Origin of the sequence: Prauserella cavernicola (assembly GCF_016595675.1) — a bacterium.
Taxonomy (GTDB): Bacteria; Actinomycetota; Actinomycetes; order Mycobacteriales; family Pseudonocardiaceae; genus Prauserella_A; species Prauserella_A cavernicola.
The window spans coordinates 38,552-55,992 of record NZ_JAENJH010000012.1; the positions used below are offsets into that span (position 1 = coordinate 38,552).

Annotated in this window: 15 protein-coding genes; 9 read left to right on the plus strand and 6 right to left on the minus strand. The window is 71.7% G+C overall.

The window, feature by feature from the left end; all coding sequences use genetic code 11:
* Positions 1 to 8 precede the first annotated feature (8 nt).
* A complete protein-coding gene (locus JHE00_RS35700) occupies positions 9 to 2,276 on the plus strand; it encodes a TNT domain-containing protein (protein WP_200325178.1) in 2,268 nt (755 codons plus the stop codon).
* Positions 2,273 to 2,545, plus strand: a complete 273-nt coding sequence (locus JHE00_RS31320; protein WP_200325180.1) for a hypothetical protein — start codon at positions 2,273 to 2,275, stop codon at positions 2,543 to 2,545. The genes JHE00_RS35700 and JHE00_RS31320 overlap by 4 nt, the downstream gene beginning before the upstream one ends.
* Before the next feature lie 82 nt (positions 2,546 to 2,627).
* Here the strand turns inward: JHE00_RS31320 and hisN are convergent, their stop codons facing one another.
* A complete protein-coding gene (gene hisN, locus JHE00_RS31325; protein WP_200325182.1) occupies positions 2,628 to 3,413 on the minus strand; it encodes a histidinol-phosphatase in 786 nt (261 codons plus the stop codon).
* A 48-nt stretch (positions 3,414 to 3,461) separates the two neighbouring features.
* Here hisN and JHE00_RS31330 point away from each other — a divergent pair, with 48 nt between their 5' ends.
* Positions 3,462 to 4,145: a response regulator transcription factor gene (locus JHE00_RS31330; RefSeq protein ID WP_200325509.1), complete on the plus strand. Its 684-nt coding sequence runs from the start codon at positions 3,462 to 3,464 to the stop codon at positions 4,143 to 4,145.
* A 3-nt stretch (positions 4,146 to 4,148) separates the two neighbouring features.
* Entirely contained in the window at positions 4,149 to 5,432 is a 1,284-nt protein-coding gene (locus tag JHE00_RS31335; RefSeq protein ID WP_200325184.1) for a sensor histidine kinase, read from the plus strand.
* Between the two features lie 9 nt (positions 5,433 to 5,441).
* On the opposite strand, the gene JHE00_RS31340 is transcribed toward JHE00_RS31335, so the two are convergent.
* Together JHE00_RS31340 and JHE00_RS31345 are read right to left on the minus strand one after the other, a co-directional pair.
* Entirely contained in the window at positions 5,442 to 5,969 is a 528-nt protein-coding gene (locus JHE00_RS31340; RefSeq protein WP_200325186.1) for a GtrA family protein, read from the minus strand.
* A 32-nt stretch (positions 5,970 to 6,001) separates the two neighbouring features.
* A complete protein-coding gene (locus tag JHE00_RS31345; protein WP_200325188.1) occupies positions 6,002 to 8,272 on the minus strand; it encodes a sigma-70 family RNA polymerase sigma factor in 2,271 nt (756 codons plus the stop codon).
* Between the two features lie 203 nt (positions 8,273 to 8,475).
* Between JHE00_RS31345 and JHE00_RS31350 the strand changes: the two genes are divergently transcribed.
* From JHE00_RS31350 to purE, 4 genes are all read left to right on the plus strand, one after another.
* On the plus strand, positions 8,476 to 9,342 hold the full coding sequence (locus JHE00_RS31350) for a GGDEF domain-containing protein (RefSeq protein ID WP_200325190.1): 867 nt from the start codon (positions 8,476 to 8,478) through the stop codon (positions 9,340 to 9,342).
* Between the two features lie 131 nt (positions 9,343 to 9,473).
* Positions 9,474 to 10,802, plus strand: a complete 1,329-nt coding sequence (locus JHE00_RS31355; protein ID WP_200325511.1) for a glycosyltransferase 87 family protein — start codon at positions 9,474 to 9,476, stop codon at positions 10,800 to 10,802.
* A gap of 41 nt (positions 10,803 to 10,843) precedes the next feature.
* Positions 10,844 to 12,025: a 5-(carboxyamino)imidazole ribonucleotide synthase gene (locus tag JHE00_RS31360; protein WP_200325192.1), complete on the plus strand. Its 1,182-nt coding sequence runs from the start codon at positions 10,844 to 10,846 to the stop codon at positions 12,023 to 12,025.
* A gap of 14 nt (positions 12,026 to 12,039) precedes the next feature.
* On the plus strand, positions 12,040 to 12,540 hold the full coding sequence (gene purE, locus JHE00_RS31365; protein ID WP_307832201.1) for a 5-(carboxyamino)imidazole ribonucleotide mutase: 501 nt from the start codon (positions 12,040 to 12,042) through the stop codon (positions 12,538 to 12,540).
* Between the two features lie 251 nt (positions 12,541 to 12,791).
* On the opposite strand, the gene JHE00_RS31370 is transcribed toward purE, so the two are convergent.
* Positions 12,792 to 14,441 carry a class I adenylate-forming enzyme family protein gene (locus JHE00_RS31370; RefSeq protein ID WP_200325197.1) on the minus strand — a complete coding sequence of 550 codons (1,650 nt, stop codon included), beginning with the start codon at positions 14,439 to 14,441 and terminating at the stop codon, positions 12,792 to 12,794.
* Positions 14,442 to 14,537: 96 nt separating this feature from the next.
* Here JHE00_RS31370 and JHE00_RS31375 point away from each other — a divergent pair, with 96 nt between their 5' ends.
* Positions 14,538 to 15,707: an acyl-CoA dehydrogenase family protein gene (locus JHE00_RS31375; protein ID WP_200325199.1), complete on the plus strand. Its 1,170-nt coding sequence runs from the start codon at positions 14,538 to 14,540 to the stop codon at positions 15,705 to 15,707.
* A 215-nt stretch (positions 15,708 to 15,922) separates the two neighbouring features.
* Here the strand turns inward: JHE00_RS31375 and JHE00_RS31380 are convergent, their stop codons facing one another.
* Both JHE00_RS31380 and JHE00_RS31385 read right to left on the minus strand, forming a co-directional pair.
* A complete protein-coding gene (locus JHE00_RS31380; protein ID WP_200325201.1) occupies positions 15,923 to 16,663 on the minus strand; it encodes a DUF3800 domain-containing protein in 741 nt (246 codons plus the stop codon).
* 126 nt (positions 16,664 to 16,789) lie between these two features.
* Positions 16,790 to 17,437, minus strand: coding sequence for a class I SAM-dependent methyltransferase (locus JHE00_RS31385; protein ID WP_200325513.1), 648 nt, complete (start codon positions 17,435 to 17,437; stop codon positions 16,790 to 16,792).
* Between the last annotated feature and the right edge of the window lie 4 nt (positions 17,438 to 17,441).

Consider the following 17,441-nt stretch of genomic DNA (forward strand, 5'->3'; position numbering starts at 1 on the left):
GCGCGCGGATGGGCATCGAGCTGCCCGCCGAGCTGGCGGACATCGCGGCGCGGACGGGCGTGAGCTGGCCGGAGGCCGACGAGGACGGCATGCGCGAGCAGGCGGAGGCCTGGCGGCGGGCCGCGGGCGAGCTGAACACGCTGGCCACCGACGCGGACGCTGTCGCTGGCAAGGCCCTCGGCACGATGGCCGGGCCTGCCGCGGAGTCCGCGCGCGAACGGTGGTCCGGGTTCGCCGAGCCCGACAGCGGCGCGTTGTCGGTGGCGGCCCGGGGAGCGGACCAGGCGGCGCAGCGCCTCGACGACGCCGCCGAGCAGGTGGGCGCGGCGAAGGTCGAGCTCGTCCGGCAGCTCGTGGACGCGGCCAGGAACAGCGACGCCGCCGTCGCCGCGGCCGACTCGGGGCATCCCGCGGCGCTGGCCGGGCTGGACACCACGCTGCGGGGCGCCGCGACCAACCTCACCGCCGTGTCGGGTGGCCTCGTCGAGGCCGTCGGAGCCGGAGCGAACGGAACCCTCGCCGCGACGAGCGAGGTCGTGGACCCCAACCCCGGCGCGTCCGAGAGCCGTTCCGGACTGCTCGGCGCCGCGACCGGGTTGCCCGCCACGGTCGTGGACGCGGCGCGGACATCGGTGGAGGACGTCGCTGCGCCGGTCGAGGACCTGGCCGGACAGGCCGGGCTGCCGCTGGGCGCGCAGGGGCAGGGACAGGGACAGCCGGGTGGCCTCGTGCCGGACGCGCTCGGACCCGATGGCCTGCTGCCGGGGCGTGGATCGGACGGGCTGCTGCCCGACGGGCTGCTGCCGGGGACCGGATCGGACGGAGTGCTGCCGGACGGAGTGCTGCCGGGGCGCGGATCGGACGGACTCCTGCCCGACGGGCTCCTGCCGGGGACCGGCTCCTCCGACGGACCGCTGCCAGAGCGGGGACCGGACGGAGTGCTCCCGGGGCGTGGACCCGACGGGCTGCTCCCGGACGGCTCATCCGACGGGCGGGGCGGTGCGGGAGCGCAGCCCGGCCCACCACCGGTGTCGGTTCCCGGCGACGAGGGCACCGGCCCGATCGCCCTGCCCGGCGCCGACGCCCCGACCCCGCCGAGGGGCACCTACGGCGGGTTCCTGCCGCAGGGCGGCTTCGACGACGTGCCCACTCCGCCGAGCGGCTTCTCCGCGCCCGCACAGGGCATGCCGACGCCACCGGCCCAGACGCACCTCGCCGGGTTCTCCGGCGCGCCGGCGGCCCCGTCACCGATGGCTCCGATGGCTCCGCCGGCACAGCCGATGCTGCCGCCGGGTCAGCAGTTCGCGCCCCAGCCGTATTCCGCGCAACCGTTTGCCGGCCAGCACTTCGGCGCTCCGCAGGCCCCGTACGGCGGCGCGGCACCCGCGCCAGGACCCGGCCCACAGCCCCAGGCTCCGCCGGGGATGGCTCCGGTGCCGCCACGCGGGGCGCCCGCCGCACCCGCCGCGCCCGGGCGCTGGGCTCCGATGCCGGACCCGCAGCCCTATCCTCCGCAGGGCCGCCCGCCGGAACCGGTCCGTCCGCAGCCCGCCGCGCCCGTGCCCCTCGGCTCGCCGCGGCAGGAACGGGAGAGCATCGTCGCGCTGTTCTTGGTGCACATGTTCCCCATCGGGCACCTGCCCGTCGCCGCCGACCGGCCCGCCCGGCAGCTGCCCGTGCCCGACGAGGAGGCCACCGCGGTGTGGCTGCGGTTCCCGCCGCACGACCATCCGCGGTCGGACCTCGTCGACCCCGGACACGCGCTCGCGTGGCTGCGCAACGGCTGGCGTCAGCCCGCACCGCCGCCCGCCGAGGTGCTGCCCTGCCCGCCCTCCGAGCTGACGGAGGGCTACGACCCGCTCGCCGAGTTCGACGAACGCGAGTGGGACCGGCGCTACGTGGTGCAGGGCGGCGAAGACTGTGAGCGGCCCGAGTACTCCTGGCCGCCCGGCGAGCAGTACCCCGAGGGCGGCTGCGAGGACGGCGAGCCCGTGGTGCTCGCCGAGGGCACGCTGCTCGACCGGTTCGGCACCGCGCACGGCCGCGTCTTCGCCGCGGACGGCACCCCGTTCGCGCGACGTTCGCTGCCGCCGGGCCACCTCGACGCCGGGTACCGCCGCTACCGCGTGGTCAGGGAGGTCCCGATGTGGAAGGCCGACTCCGCGGGCTGGTTCGGCCAGCAGGGCGGCGGCGAGCGCTACCGCGCCGTGTACTCCGCCGCCGAGCTGGTGACGCTGGGCTACCTTGCCGACATCACGTTCGAGGAGAGGGCATGAACACCGAGTCGATCATGCGGTGGCTGGAGGCCGTCGGCGTGCCGCCCGAGGTCGTGTCGGTCGGAGGCGAGGCCGACAACGCCTGGTGCCTGCTGCGGACCGAGCCCGAGGGCGACGACGGCGAGGTGGCGTGGGAAGTGTTCTGGCGCGAGCAGGGCAACCGCTACGACTGGGCCCGCTTCACCAACGAACAGGTCGCCTGCCACTACCTCTTCGGCAGGCTCACGTGGTCGCAGGTCGCCCGGGGCGCGGTCGGCGTCCTCCCCTGAGCGTGCCCACAACATGCGGTGAAGGGCACCTTTACTGCGTTGAACGCAGTAAAGGTGCCCTTCACCGCAGTCGGGTGCGGCTTCAGGGTTTGCGCAACAGTTCCAGCGCGGCGTCGTGGACTCGTCCGTTGGTCGACAGGGCCGAGCCGCCGTCGAAGCGCTCCGCTCCGGACAGGTCGGTGAACCGCCCGCCCGCCTCGGTGACCAGCACCTGCGCGGCCGCGACGTCCCACGGGTTGACGATCGCCTCGGCCGCCACCTCGAGCGAGCCCTCCGCGACGAGGCAGTGGTGCCAGAAGTCGCCGAACGCCCTGCTCTCCCAGCACGCGTCCACGAAGGTGAGGTAGGCCTCGCGCGAGTGGTACTCGGTCCACGTGCCGAGGTCGGTGGTCGAGACGTACGAGTCGGCCAGCGACGCGACGCCGGAGACCGACAGCCGGTGCTCACCGGTGCCGTCGCGCAGCCACGCCCCACCGCCCGCGCTCGCCCACCAGCGCCTGCCGAGCAGCGGGGCGCTGATCATGCCGACCACGGGCGTGCCGTCCTCGACCAGCGCGATCAGCGTGGCCCACACGGGATTGCCGCGCGAGAAGTTCTTGGTGCCGTCGATCGGGTCGAGTACCCACACCCGGCCGGTCGTGCTCGCCGAGCCGCCGCGTTCCTCACCCGCCACGGTGTCGCCGGGGCGCTCCGCCGCGATCAGCTCCCTGATCGCGTCCTCGACGGCCGTGTCGGCGTCGGTCACCGGAGTGCGGTCCGGCTTGCTGGACACGCGCAGATCCTGGGCGCGAAAGCGCGCGGACGTGATGGCGTCGGCGGCGTCGGCGAGCCTGCCGGCCAGGGCTAGATCGGGGGAACGGCTGGACACGGCACCGATGTTTTCACGGCCCCCGGCCGTAAGGTTGGCGAGGTGAGCATGGTCCTACTTGCCGAAGACGATCCCGCGATCGCGGAGCCGTTGTCGAGGGCGCTGCAGCGGGAGGGATACGAGGTCGTGGTGGTGGGCGACGGGCCCGCCGCTCTGGAGCTGACCTCGCGCGATCGCGTGGACCTGCTGGTGCTCGACCTCGGCCTGCCCGGCATGGACGGTCTCGAGGTGTGCCGCAGGCTCAGGGCGAAGGGCACCGAGCTGCCCGTGCTGATGCTCACCGCCAGGACCGACGAGGTCGACTTCGTGGTGGGGCTCGACGCGGGTGCCGACGACTACGTGGCCAAGCCGTTCCGCCTCGCCGAGCTGCTCGCCCGTATCAGGGCGCTGCTGCGCAGGCGAGCGCCGGAGGTGCTCGACGCCGGCGGTGTGCGGATGGACGTCGCCGCGCGCATGGTGACCGTCGACGGCAAGGAGGTCCAGCTCGCCAACAAGGAGTTCGAGCTGCTGCGCGTGCTGATGAGCAGGGCGGGCCACGTGGTGAGCCGCGAGGACATCCTCTCCGAGGTGTGGAACGACCTGGAGTCCAAGACCTCCAAGACGCTGGACATGCACATGTCGTGGCTGCGCCGCAAGCTCTCCATCGCCGGCGACAACGGGTCGAGCCGCCGCTCGGGCGAGGAGCACATCGCCACGGTGCGCGGCGTCGGTTTCCGCTTCAACACCGAGTGAGCCATGCGCCGACGGATACTGCTCGCCATCCTGCTCGCCGTCACGGTCACCGGCGCCGCGCTCGCCAGCCCTCTGGGGGTGACGGGCTGGCTGCTGGTGAGCAACCTCGCGAGAGAGGACCTGTCGTCGAGCGCCCAGCGCATCGCCGCGATCCTCGACGACCAGCTCGCCGACAACCGGCCGCTCGACCTCCAGCAGGTCAGGGCGGCTGTTCCGCAGTCGGGTGAGCTCACCGTCCAGCAGCCGGGCAAACCGGAGCTGACCTACGGCGCGAACCCCGGTTCCGAGGTCGTGGTGGAGACCGTGCCGATCGCCAGGGGCGGCACGGTGGAACTGGCCATCCCGGCCGGGCCGCTGCGCACGCGGCAATGGCAGGTGGCCATGGCCGTGATCCTGCTGGTGGTGCTCTCCGTCGGCACGGGCACGGTGGTGGCGACGGTGACCGCGCGAAGGCTCGCCAAGCCACTGCGGCACGTCGCGGACCGGGCGGCCCGCCTCGGCGGCGGCGACTTCAAACCGGACGGGCGGCGCTACGAGGTCGCCGAATTGGACATGGTCGCCGACGCGCTCGACGCCTCCGCCACCGCGCTCGCCCAGCTCGTGCAACGCGAACGGCAGCTCGTTGGCGACGTCTCGCACCAGCTGCGGAGCAGGCTGACGGCGCTGCAGCTGCGGCTGGAAGCCCTCACCACCCATCCCGACGCCGAGGTGGCGGAGGACGCCCAGGCCGCCCAGGAACAGGCCGACCGGCTGGCCGAGGCGCTCGACGAACTGCTGGCCGCGGCCAGGGCGGCGAGCGAGGTCGGCGCGGAGCCGGTGGAGCTGTCCACCGTGCTGCCCGAGATGAGCGAGGAGTGGCGGCAGCTGCTGCGGGCCGAGGGACGTCAGCTGAGGCTGCGCGTCGCCGACGGGCTGATGGCGAGGGCCACCCCGGCACGGCTGCGCGAGATCATCGGGGTGCTGCTGGACAACTCGCTGCGCCACGGCGCGGGCAACGTGACGCTCACGGCCCGGCGCGGCGACACCGAAGGCACCGTCGTGATCGAGGTGACCGACTCCGGCGCGGGTGTTCCCGAGGAGCTCGCGCCCCACATCTTCGAGCGCGGCTTCTCCGGCGCGGGGTCGTTCGGCGTGGGGCTCGCGCTGGCCAGGGCACTCGCCGAGGCCGACGGCGGCAGGCTGGAGCTGTCCGGGAAGACGACGGCGACGTTCAGTCTGTTCCTGCGCGTGCCGAGCCCGGCCGACGTGGCGGCGGTCCGCTGGCCCGCGGAGCGAATGCCGCGCTGAGCAGGTTCGTCAGCGGTGGGTGGCGAGCTCGTCGTCGCCGCGGTGCCTGCGGCCGAGCTCGTCGGGAAAGACCCACTTCCGCAGGCCCCACCAGCGGAACATCATCGCGAGGAGCATGCCGATCACGGACCCGGCGATGAAGTCGGCCGACTCCTGCACGAACAGCGACACGTGTGGCCGTTCCAGGTCGAAGACGTAACGTGACGCCAGCAGCGGAATGAGGTTCACCCCCACGGCGACGCCGCTGATCAGGAAGAACAGCGCCGCCTCGTGGGAGCGCTCCCGGCCGCCCCTGGTGCGGAAGGACCACTCGCGGTTGAGCACGTACGACACGATCGTCGCCACGATGATCGCGATGGCCTTCGCGGTGGTCGGCTTGGTGTCGAGCACCGTGAGCTTCAGCAGGTACCAGACGCCGTTGTCGACGAGGAACGTCGTGCCGCCCACGACCGCGAACTTCAGCAGCTCTCGGTGCTTGATCAGCACCGACCGCAGAGGTTCGGGCACTCGGGCGAGCACGGATTCGACGACGGCCACGCACGCAGTCTACGCAGCGTCATCTGGGCCGATCAGTCGAACCAGCCCGTCCAGTCCCACAGCGGGGGCCTCGACGTGGGCGGCGGCTGCGGCTTCTCGGAGGTCGGGGACGGCTTCGGTTTCTCAGGCCTCGGCGGCTCCGGCCGCTCGTACGTAGGCGTGGCGGGCGGGCTCGGCCGGTGCGGCTTCGACGGCCAGGACGGCCACGACGGCTTCGGCCACGAGGGTGCCGACGGCCTCGTCGGTGCCGTGGTCTCGGAGGTCTCCGGCGGCTCGGCCGGGCTCGTGGTGGTGGGCGTCGGCGTGGTCGTCGAAGGCGGTGCCGGAACCTCGGTGGGCACCGGCGGCCCTGGCCGGTCCGGCCAGTGGCACCAGTGGCCCCAGCACTCGAAGCGCTCGGTCTGCGTCCGGCTCGCGGTGCCCACCGTGCCGGTGACCGTGACGTCGGTCTCCTCGGACAGTCGCGAGTGGAGCACCACCAGCAGCTTGACGTCCTCGCCTGGCTCGAGTGGCTTCGTGGTGGTGCAGGTCAGCGTGCTGTTGCCGTCGTCGCAGTCGGCCTTCTCGTCGACCAGCAGCGCGTGCGCGTCGGAGTCGACGGAGATGCTCGCCTCACGGGCCACCTTGCCGTCGTTGCGGACCTGAACGAGCAGCGTGCGGCTCCACGGGTGGTAGGCCTTGTCGACGCTCAGGAACACCGCGTCCTCGACGGGCGCGACCCGCACCGGGACGCGGATCGAGACCTCGACGGGGCTGCCCGAGCTGAGCGTGCCGGTGATCTGACCCGACTGGGCGTCTGCCGCGGCCTGCAGCGTGAACACCAGGGTGGCCGTCTCGCCGGGCTCGAGGCCCTCCTGCGTCCGGCACGTCACGGTGCCCGTGCCGCCGGGGCAGGTCACGCGCTCGCCCGCCTGCGCCTGGCGCGCGAGCGGGCTCGCCCCGGCCGGGGCGCCTCCGCCACCGGACGCGGGCCCGACGGCGGACACGCCCTGCGGCAGGTTCAGCGTCATCTCGACGGGGTCGGAGGGCGTCTCGCCGTCGTTGCGGACGGTGATCGGCAGCTCGACGGCGTCGCCGCCGGGGTCGAGCGCGATGCCCTCGGCAGGTGAGTCCGCCGTGACGTTCGGCGGTGCGGGCTCCGCGGGCGGAGGCGGCTGCTCTGCGGGCGGCGGCGCCGGTGGTGCTGGTGGTTCCACGGGAGGGGGCTCCGGCGGAGCAGGCGGTGCGGGCGGTGCCGGGGGAGCCGGAGGTGCGGGCGGCTCGGCGGGAGCCTCCGCCGCGGGTGGCCGCGGCTGCTCCTCGGCCGCCGGGATCTGCTGTTGCCCGCCCGCGGTGAGCGCCACGGCGATGGCCGCGGCCATCGCGACACCGGAGGCGGCCACGCCGACGAACTGGCGGGGCCCGGAGGCCGCGGCACTCGCGGCGGCGCCGGCCGACCCGGCCGCCGCACCGGCTCCCACCGCGGTCGCGGCGCTCGCCTTGCCCGCGCCTGCCAGCGCGAGGTACCCGAGCACCCCGCCGCCGAGCACCAGCGGAGCGACGATCGCGCGCAGCGCGCCGTTGACATCGGCGAGCTCCGCGGCGAGCGCGCGGCAGTCGGCGCACTCGTCGAGGTGCTGCTCCACCTGCAGGCGCTCGCGCTTGGACAGTCCCGACCGCGTCCAGGCACCGAGCTTGTCGGCGCTGGCGCGGCAACGATCGGTGGCGACCTCGGCGAGGTGCACCTGCAGATACGCCTGCCGCAGACCCTCACGCGCGCGGTAGGCGAGCGCGGAGACGCCGTTGGGGGTGAGGCCGAGCAGTGGCGCGACCTCGGCCGGCGACTGCTGCTCGATCTCGGTGTGCCACAGCACGGCTTGCCAGCGCTCGGGCAGCCGCGCGAACGCCTTGGCCGCCATCGTGCGCTCGAGCCCGGCCACCGCGGTGTCGGAGAACGGCACCGTGAGCGCCTCGGCGCCCGCGCCGCCCACCGTGGTCATGTCGGCCATGTCCTCGGAGAGGTCGACGCGCTTGTCCTTGCGCGTCTTGTCGTAGGCCGTGTGCCGCAGCGCGGTCAGCAGGTATGCGCGGAAGGCGCTGTCGGGACCCTTGCCCGCCCTCAGCGCGTCGAGCACCTTGGAGAACGCCTCGGAGACCAGGTCGTCGGCCTCCGTTGACGACCGCGCGAGCTGGCGTGCGAGGTTGTAGGCGGCCGAGACGTGCCGCTCGTACAGCGGACCGTAGGACTCGAGCTTTCCCGCTCTGACCGCCCCGATGAGTTCGGCGTCGCTGGGACCGCTGGGGTCGGCGGGGGCGGTGGTCACGGCTCTCCTCTTCTGGCGAACATGTTGCTGAGACGCTCGATGGCGCCAAGTGTGACGGATCGAGTTGACGGCGTCACGCCACGGGGCAGACCGTGCCCCGGCCGGCGCAACCAGATCACTCGATCTTTCGTCGGACCGGCGTCACGGGGCGGCCCCGGGCACGTCACGTGATCAGCGAAGTTTTTCAGTAGGAAGGGGTGTGAGTGGACGCGCCAGCCACCGGTCCGCTGTCCGATCCGGACGGCCCGAGCCCGGACGCCGCGCGCCGGGCCGTGCAGGACCGTTACCTGCGCGCGCTCCGGGCCCGCTGGCGCACGGCGAGTCTGGCCTCCGGTTGGCGGTTTCCCAGCGACTGGGGACTTCCCGAGGTCGACGCCGTGTGCGCCGCCGTGGTGAAACACGGCGGCGCCGACGGTGCGCTGCCCGCGCTCGCCGGGCTCGGCAGGGCCAGGGCCGCCTCGGGCGCGGGTCTGGAGGAGACACTCACCGACCTGGCCGCCCTGCACGCCGTGCTCGCCGACCCGGACTCCGCGGACGGGTTCGTCGCGCCGGACGTCGACGCGACCCCGGCCCGGCTGCTCCGCGTGACCGCCGTGGCCTGGGCGGACGTCGCGCTGGACCACCTGACCAGAGCCGAGGTGCGCGACCCGCTCACCGGGCTGCCCACCGGCTCCTACCTGCGGACCAGGCTCGCGGAGCTCTACCGGCTGGCCGAGCGTGACGACGCGCAGGTGGCCGACGACCACACGCTCGTGGTGGTGACCATGAACCTCGCCGGATCGGCGGGCTGGTCGCGGCTGACCGGCATGATCCTGGCCGCCGACGCGCTGCGCGTGGCCTTCGACGGCGGCGAGAGCCTCGCCGTGCTCGGCCCCTCCACCGTCGCCGCCGTGGCCACCCGCGACGCGGGCGTCGCGACCAGGGCCGTGCGGCTGCGCAGGGAGCTCGCCGAGCGCCTCGCCGTCGACGCCCAGCTGCGCGAGGTCGGCAAGCCCCGCATCAACGTCGTGCGCCTTCCCGGCGACCACGTCGCCGCCTGTGAACTGCTCGACACGCTGAGCAGGAACTGACCCCGGGGCTTGTGCACGGCCCGATGTCGATTCGTGCTTTCCTTGAGTGGTGAGGCAGCCAGAGAACGGCTAGGCGGCACTCCGGAACACATGACTTCGACTGCGGGGATTCAAGAACCGTGAACCAGGTCCTGCCCACCGAGACCGGATCGGACACCGAGCCCGACCCGGAGCAGCGGTCGCTCGCGCTGCGCACCTCGTTGCTGCGGCTGTTCACCCGTCCCCGGTCCATCGCCCTGCTCCTGGCGCTGCCCGCACTGGCGATCGTCGCGGGGATCCTGGGCTGGCTGCTGGACTGGCGGCTCGGCGTCGACAGCGCCGTCTACCGCGCCGGCGCTGTCACACTGCTGAACGGCGACCCGCTGTACGAGGGCAACACGCTGAGCTCGGAGCCCTGGTGGGCGCTGCTCCCGTTCACCTATCCGCCCACCGCGGCGCTGCTGTTCGTGCCGCTGGCCGTGCTCCCGGTCCAGGTCGCGTGGGGCGTGGTCTCCGCGGTCTCGTTCCTCGCCATGGCCCTGGTGATCCGCGTCGCGATCGGCGTGCTGCCCCGGCCATCGGGTGAGCTGCCGCGCTGGGCCTCGCCCGCGCGGACCACGCTGATCTTCACCATCGTCTTCTTCGGCCTGGAACCGGTGTGGCGCACCGTCTTCCTCGGCCAGATCAACCTCATCCTGATGGCGCTGGTCGTGCTCGACGTGCTGGTGATCAGCGCCAGGGGCAGCCGCTGGGGCGGCGTGCTCGTCGGCGTCGCCGCCGCCGTGAAGCTGACCCCGCTGATCTTCATCCCGCACCTGCTGTTCACCGGCAAGAAGATGGACGCGTTGCGCGCGCTGGCCACCTTCTTCGGGATGCAGGCGCTGATGTTCGCGCTCATCCCGAACGACGCATGGCGGTTCTGGACTCACACCGTGTCCGACCAGGGTCGTATCGGGCCCATGCACTGGGCGGGAAACCAGTCGCTGAACGGCCTGGTCAACCGCCTTTCGGACCTCGCGCCGTGGTCGTCGACCGTCGCGCTCGGCATCGGCGCGCTGCTGGCCCCGCCCGCGATCTGGCTGATGCTGCGGTTCCACCGCCGGGGACGTCCGCTCGAGGCGCTGCTGGTCACCGCCTTCTACGCGTTGCTGGTGTCGCCCGTGTCCTGGTCGCACCACTGGGTGTGGGCGGTGCCGCTGCTGGTGCTGCTGATCTCGCGGCTGCCGCAGACGACACCGGCCACGGCCACCAAGCGCTGGCTCGCGGTGGGCGCCGTGACCGTCGTGTTCGTCAGTTGCGTGCTGCTCGTGCTGCCCAACGGACGAAACCTCGAACTGCACTGGGCGTTCTGGCAGTACGTGCTCGGCAGCGCCTACATCCTCATGCCGGTGGTGCTCACCGGCGTACTGGCTGGCCGGTGGCTGCTGCGGCGCAGGCGGGAGCGAGCCGAGCGTGCCGAGGATCTCACCCCGGCCCCTTGACCGACGGGATTTCGGTGAGCTGCCCGTAAGCTGAACGCGCTATGGATACTCGCACCGGACTTCCCGTGGTCGGCATGGTCGGCGGCGGCCAGCTCGCCAGGATGACCCACCAGGCGGCCATCTCACTCGGCCAGTCGCTGCGCGTGCTCGCCGCGGGCGAGAACGAGTCGGCGGGCCTCGTCGCAGGCGAGGTGGTCCACGGCCACCACACCGACCTGGAGGCGCTGCGCTCGTTCGCGCGTGGAGTCGACGTCGTCACGTTCGACCACGAGCACGTCCCCGGCGAGCACCTGCAGACGCTCGAGCAGGAGGGCGTGCTGCTGCGGCCCGGCCCCGGCGCGCTCGCGTTCGCGCAGAACAAGCTGCTCATGCGCGAGCACATGGCCGCGCACGACCTGCCCGGCCCCGCGTTCGCCGAGGTGTCCGATGTGGACGACGTGCTGAAGTTCGGCGACACCCACGGCTGGCCGGTGGTCCTCAAGGCCGCCACCGGCGGTTACGACGGCAAGGGCGTCTGGATGGTCGACGAGGCCGCCGACGCCCGCGGCCTCGTGCCCGAGCTCCTCGACGCGGGCATGTCGCTGCTCGTCGAGGAGAAGGTGGCCATGCGCAGGGAGCTCTCCGCGCTGGTGGCCCGCTCGCCGTTCGGGCAGGGCGCGGCGTGGCCCGTGGTGGAGACCGTGCAGTCGAACGGCATCAACACCGAGGTGCTGGCGCCCGCGCCGGGCCTGTCCGAAAGCCGCACGCACGAGGCCCAGAACCTCGCCCTGCGGATCGCCGCCGACCTCGGCGTGGTGGGCGTGCTGGCCGTCGAACTGTTCGAGACCGACGAGGGCCTGCTGGTCAACGAGCTCGCCATGCGGCCGCACAACTCCGGGCACTGGACCATGGACGGCAGCCGGACCTCGCAGTTCGAGCAGCACCTGCGGGCCGTGCTCGACTACCCGCTCGGCGTCACCGACCTGCTCTCGCCCACCGTGATGGCCAACATCCTCGGCGCGCCCGAGACCCCCGCGATGCGCGTGGACGAGCGGCTGCACCACCTCTTCGCGCGGTACCCCGACGCGCGCGTCCACCTGTACGGCAAGGGCGAGCGGCCGGGGCGCAAGCTCGGCCACGTGAACCTGCTCGGCACGCTGGACGACGAGCTGCGGCAGCGCGCCCGGCTCGCGGCGCACTGGCTGTCGCACGCCGAATGGCTCGACGGCTACCAGATCCACTGAAAGGTACGAAGATCGTGAGCAACCCCGTCGTCGGCGTCATCATGGGCAGTGACTCGGACTGGCCGGTGCTGGAAGCCGCGGGCCAGGCACTCGACGAGTTCGAGGTGCCCTACGAGGTCGGCGTCTACTCGGCACACCGGACCCCGCAGCGCATGCTCGACTACGCACGGACGGCTGCGGAGCGGGGCATCAAGGTGATCGTGGCCGGCGCGGGCGGCGCGGCGCACCTGCCGGGGATGGTCGCCTCGGCCACGCCGTTGCCCGTGATCGGTGTGCCGGTGCCGCTGAAGTACCTCGACGGGCTCGACTCGCTGCTCTCGATCGTGCAGATGCCCGCAGGCGTGCCGGTGGCGACCGTGTCGGTCGGCGGCGCGCGCAACGCGGGCCTGCTCGCGGTGCGGATCCTCGCCGCGGCGGACGAGACCCTGCGCGCGAAGATGACGACCTTCCAGGCCGACCTGGAACAACTGGTCCTGGACAAGGACGCGACCCTGAAGTCCAAACTGACCCGCTAACCCCGCCCCGCCGCGAGTCCCCCGCTCAGGCGCGCGAGTCCCCCGCTCGAGACCGCGAGTCCCCCGCTCCGACGCGCGAGTCCTGCATTCAGGCGCGCGAGTTCCCCGTTCCCGGTTTAGCGCGCTTCGTCCCGCCTCGTCCCGTCCTGGTTGCCTCCGCGCGCCGCGAGCGCGCAACTCGCGCTCTCGAGCGGGGGACTCGCGGGCTGGAGCGGGGGACTCGCGGGCTGGGGTGCAGGACTCGCGAGTGGTCAGGTCAGTTGGTTTCTCAGGTCCCTCTTCAGGACCTTGCCCGCCGCCGACACCGGGATCGCCTCCACGAAGCGCAGCTCCCTGAGCCGCTTGTACGGCACCACCTGGGCGTTGACGGCTTCGAGCAGTGCGTCCGGCTCCGCCTGCTCGTGGCCCGGCGCGCGCACGACGAACGCGACCGGCAGCTCGCCGACCTCGGGGGCCTTCCTGCCGACCACCGCCGCGGCGGCCACCTCGGGTAGCGCGATGAGCAGCTCCTCCAGCTCGCGCGGGTAGACGTTGTAGCCCTTGTACAGGAGCATGTCCTTCTTGCGGTCCACGATGGACAGATACCCGTCGTCGTCGAGCACGCCGATGTCGCCCGTGTGCAGCCAGCCGTCGACGAGCGTCGCCGCGGTCTCGTCGGGCCGCAGGTGATAGCCCTGCATGACCTGCGGCCCTCTGACGCACACCTCGCCGGGCAGGTTCTGCGCCACGGTCCCGTCGCCGCCGTCCGCCGGCACGATCCTGACTTCGGTGTCGAACGTCGGCACTCCCACCGAGCCGAGCTTGCGCACACCCGATCGCCAGGTCGGCGACAGCGTGGCACCCATCGTCACCTCGGTGAGTCCGTAGCCCTCGGCGATCACCGCGTCGGGGAACCGTTCGCCCAGCGCACTCAGCATCTCGTGGGCCAGCGGTGCCGCGCCCGAGGTGATCGTGCGCACCGACGACAGGTCGCTGGTGTGGAACTCGGGGACCGCGAGCAGGGCGGCGAACAGTGCGGGCGCGCCGCCGATCGTCGTCACCCGCAGCCGTTCGGCGTCGGTCACGTAGGTCAGCGGGTCGAACCGGTCGTGCAGCACCGTGGTGCCGCCGTTGAGGACGATGACGTTGAGCGCGCCGATCGTGCCCATCGCGTGGAACCACGGGGTGAGCGTGATGCCGATGCCCGTGCCCAGCCGCACCGGCCACTCGCTCTCGGTGCCGATCTGGTCGATCACGGGGTTGCCCACGTCGTCGGTCGCCGGCACCGCACCGGAGCCCCAGCACGCGTACTGCAGGGTGTTGACCACGACGTTGCGGTGGGTGAGCCGCACGCCTTTGGACCGGCCCGTCGTGCCTCCGGTGTACGACAGGTGGGCCAGGTCTCGGTGCACGTCGAGGTCCACCGACGGCGGGTGGTCCGGGGCACCGGCGACGAACTCGTCGAAGTCGATCTGGCCCCGCTCGACGGGCCGGTGGACGAGCACGGTCGGCACACCGGTGCCCTCGAGGGCCTTCGCGACCGGTCCGTACGTCACCACGGCGACGGCGCCGCAGTCGGCGAGTTGCGTGGCGAGCTCGCGCGGCGGCAGCAGCGGGTTGGCCGGACTGAACGTGGCGCCCGCGAGCAGCGTGCCGTAGTAGGCGACGGGGAAGGCGAGGCGGTTCGGCAGGTGTAGCGCGACGACGTCGCCCTTGCCGATGCCGCGCGCGTGCAGCGCGTTGGCGAAGCGGCACGAGTCGCGCCACAGCTCGGCGAAGCTGAGGCGTTCGTCGCCGTGCTGGAAGACGGTGCGGTCGCCGAAGCGGCGGGCCGAGCCCGCGAGCAGCGAGCCGACGGGTGAGTCCGGGTAGGAGAGAGAGGCGGGGAGGCCGGGAGGCCGCAACGTCGTTGTGATCGACATCACTCGACAGTAGGGATGGTGCGGCCAAGAACACAAGGATGTCCGAGTAAACGGCCACTAACATCGACAGAGCTTTTCCGACCGTCCCGACGAAAGGTGGCGCAGGTGACCGACGGCCCCGGCCTCTACCAGCTCGCAGAGGAGCACGAGGAGCTGCGCGCCGCGGTGCGCGCCCTTGCCGAGAAGGAGATCGCGCCCTACGCCGCCGAGGTGGACGAGGACGAGCGGTATCCGGTCGAGGCGAGCGAGGCACTCAGCAAAGCCGGCTTCCAGGCGATCCACATCCCGGAGGAGTACGAGGGTCAGGGTGCCGACGCGATCGCGGCGTGCATCGTGATCGAGGAGGTGGCGCGCGTCGACGCGTCGGCCTCGCTCATCCCGGCCGTGAACAAGCTGGGCACGCAGCCGATCCTGCTGTCGGCTTCCGACGAGGTGAAGAAGCTCGTGCTGCCCTCCATCGCCTCGGGTGAGGCGTCGGCGTCGTACGCGCTGTCCGAGCGCGAGGCCGGTTCGGACACGGCCTCCATGCGCACGCGCGCCAAGCGCGACGGCGACAACTGGGTGCTCAACGGCACGAAGTGCTGGATCACCAACGCCGGTGAGTCCACCTGGTACACCGTGATGGCGGTGAGCGACCCCGACGCGCCGAAGAAGTCCAACGGTATCTCCGCGTTCGTGGTGCACAAGGACGATCCCGGTTTCACGGTGGGCCCGAAGGAGAAGAAGCTCGGCATCAAGGGCTCGCCCACGCGGGAGATCTACTTCGAGAACTGCACCATCCCGGCCGAGCGGATCATCGGCGAGCCGGGCACTGGACTCAAGACGGCGCTGCGCACGCTGGACCACACGCGGCCGACGATCGGCGCGCAGGCGCTGGGCATCGCGCAGGGTGCGCTGGACGCCACGGTGGCCTACGTGAAGGACCGCAAGCAGTTCGGCAAGGCGATCGGCGAGTTCCAGGGCGTGCAGTTCATGCTCGCCGACATGGGCACCAAGATCGAGGCCGCGCGGCACCTGGTCTACGCCAGTGCCGCCGCCACCGAGCGGGGTGACTCCAGGGCGAGCTTCATGGCCAGCGCGGCCAAGACCTACGCCTCCGACATCGCCATGTCGGTGACCACGGACGCGGTGCAGCTCTTCGGCGGCGCGGGCTACACCCGGGACTTCCCGGTGGAGCGCATGATGCGCGACGCCAAGATCACCCAGATCTACGAGGGCACCAACCAGATCCAGCGCATGGTGATGGCCCGCCAGCTGCTCAAGTGATCCGCCGGCCAGGACGTTCTCTCGGGCAAGGGGAGAGCGTCCTGGCCGGAACGGGTGGGGGACTGACGACGTTCCTGGCCTCCTCGGGGCCGCCGAGCCCCGCAGATGGTGGCGATCGAGTGTGTTTGTGCGTTAACCTAGGTGGGCGCGGACGGCCGTCTGCTGGTGGAGACACTGGCTTCCGCTTTCGCAGCGGCTAAGCCGGTCGACGCGCCTCACAAGGTCGCCACCCACGGGTAGGCGGCCTTTGTGGTCTCATATCGCGGATGCATCTTGAGGCCATAGGACGTCAGACATGCAGGGCCACTGCCGCGCCGGTACAGGCACGGACTGAGTTCCTGAAGATATCGGCGTTCCGTATTGCCGAAGCCGTCGACGTTGAACGCCGAACCACAAGCCGATGCGGCAAGGTCGCCGAGTTGTAGAAGTTCGAAGTTCTGGGGCTGGTCCATTCGGCCGCCCCGTGGGTTCAGATGTCCCCACTCGATGGACGTGTCGGGCTTTTTGCGCAGGTTTTCCTCGTACTCGCGAAGCTTTGCGATCTTGAACCGCTGAATGTGCGCCATCGTGTAGTGCAAGATGCGCCTTCTGTCGCGGGCGATCCACGAGAGTCGCTCCAGCAGGAATCGCAAGGTGTAAAGGTAGCTCTGGTCCTCATTGAGCGGCTCGCCGGTCAGATGCTGCTTGCACACCACCACTGTTGACACGGTGAGCCACGGTTGACTTGCCAACGTCTTCGCGACGTGAAGTCGTTGCCCGTGTGGTTTCAGGTTCTTCCACGAGAGGTGATCGCCTGGTCTCCGACGGAGGTCGAGGCGAAGCCTGGCCAGCAGTTCTTTCGCGTGTGTCAGGTCTTCGTCGGCGACGATGACGGCGGCCATGATGAAGTGAGCGCTTGCCTTCTTTCCGCGGGCTCGCTGTCCCGATTCGTCAATGAAGGCGTGGAGCAGCGACACCGAGCCAACGTAAAGCCTCCATTGGCGACGTTGCGTCTGCCATTCGAGCGAATCTTAACTTTCCGTGTTCTGGTGATTGCGTTGCGCCAACGCGATGCTTTGCCGAGGTACGGCGGGCATGCTGAGTCAGCCGGGCTTGCGAGCGAGCAGGTACGCCTGGGGCGTCGTCTCGGGGTAGTCGCCCTCGGAGTCCGGTTCGCGGAGCAGCCTGGCGCTCACCGGCAGGCCCGCGTCGTGCAGTTGCCGCGCGAGGTGGTCGGGGTGGCGCTGGTGGAAGTCGAGGTCCACCGGATGTCCGCCCGCGGTCTTCTTGTGCAGCACTCCCTCGCCCGCGGGGAACGCGAGCTGGAGGTGTCCGCCCGGCGCGAGGACGCGGTGGAACTCGGCGAGCACATCCTCCACGTGGGGGACGTGCATGAGCGAGTACCAGGCCACGGCGCCGCCGAGCGAGGAATCGTCGAGCGCCAGTTCGGTCATGGAGCCCACCTCGAACCGCAGTCCGGGATGGCGTTCGCGGGCGCGCGCGATCATCTCCGGCGACAGGTCGATGCCGAACGCGGGCACGCCGAGCGCGTGCAGGTGGGCCGTGATCCTGCCGGGGCCGCAGCCGACGTCGGCGACGGCACCGGCGTCGCGCACGAACTCTGCGAACGCCGCGAGCACGGCCCGGTCCAGCGGTTTCGCCGCCAGTTCGGCCTCGATCCACACCGCGTAGTCGGCCGCGATCGTGTCGTAGGACGCTCGCGTGCGGGTGAGGAAGTCGGTCACCGGGATCTCC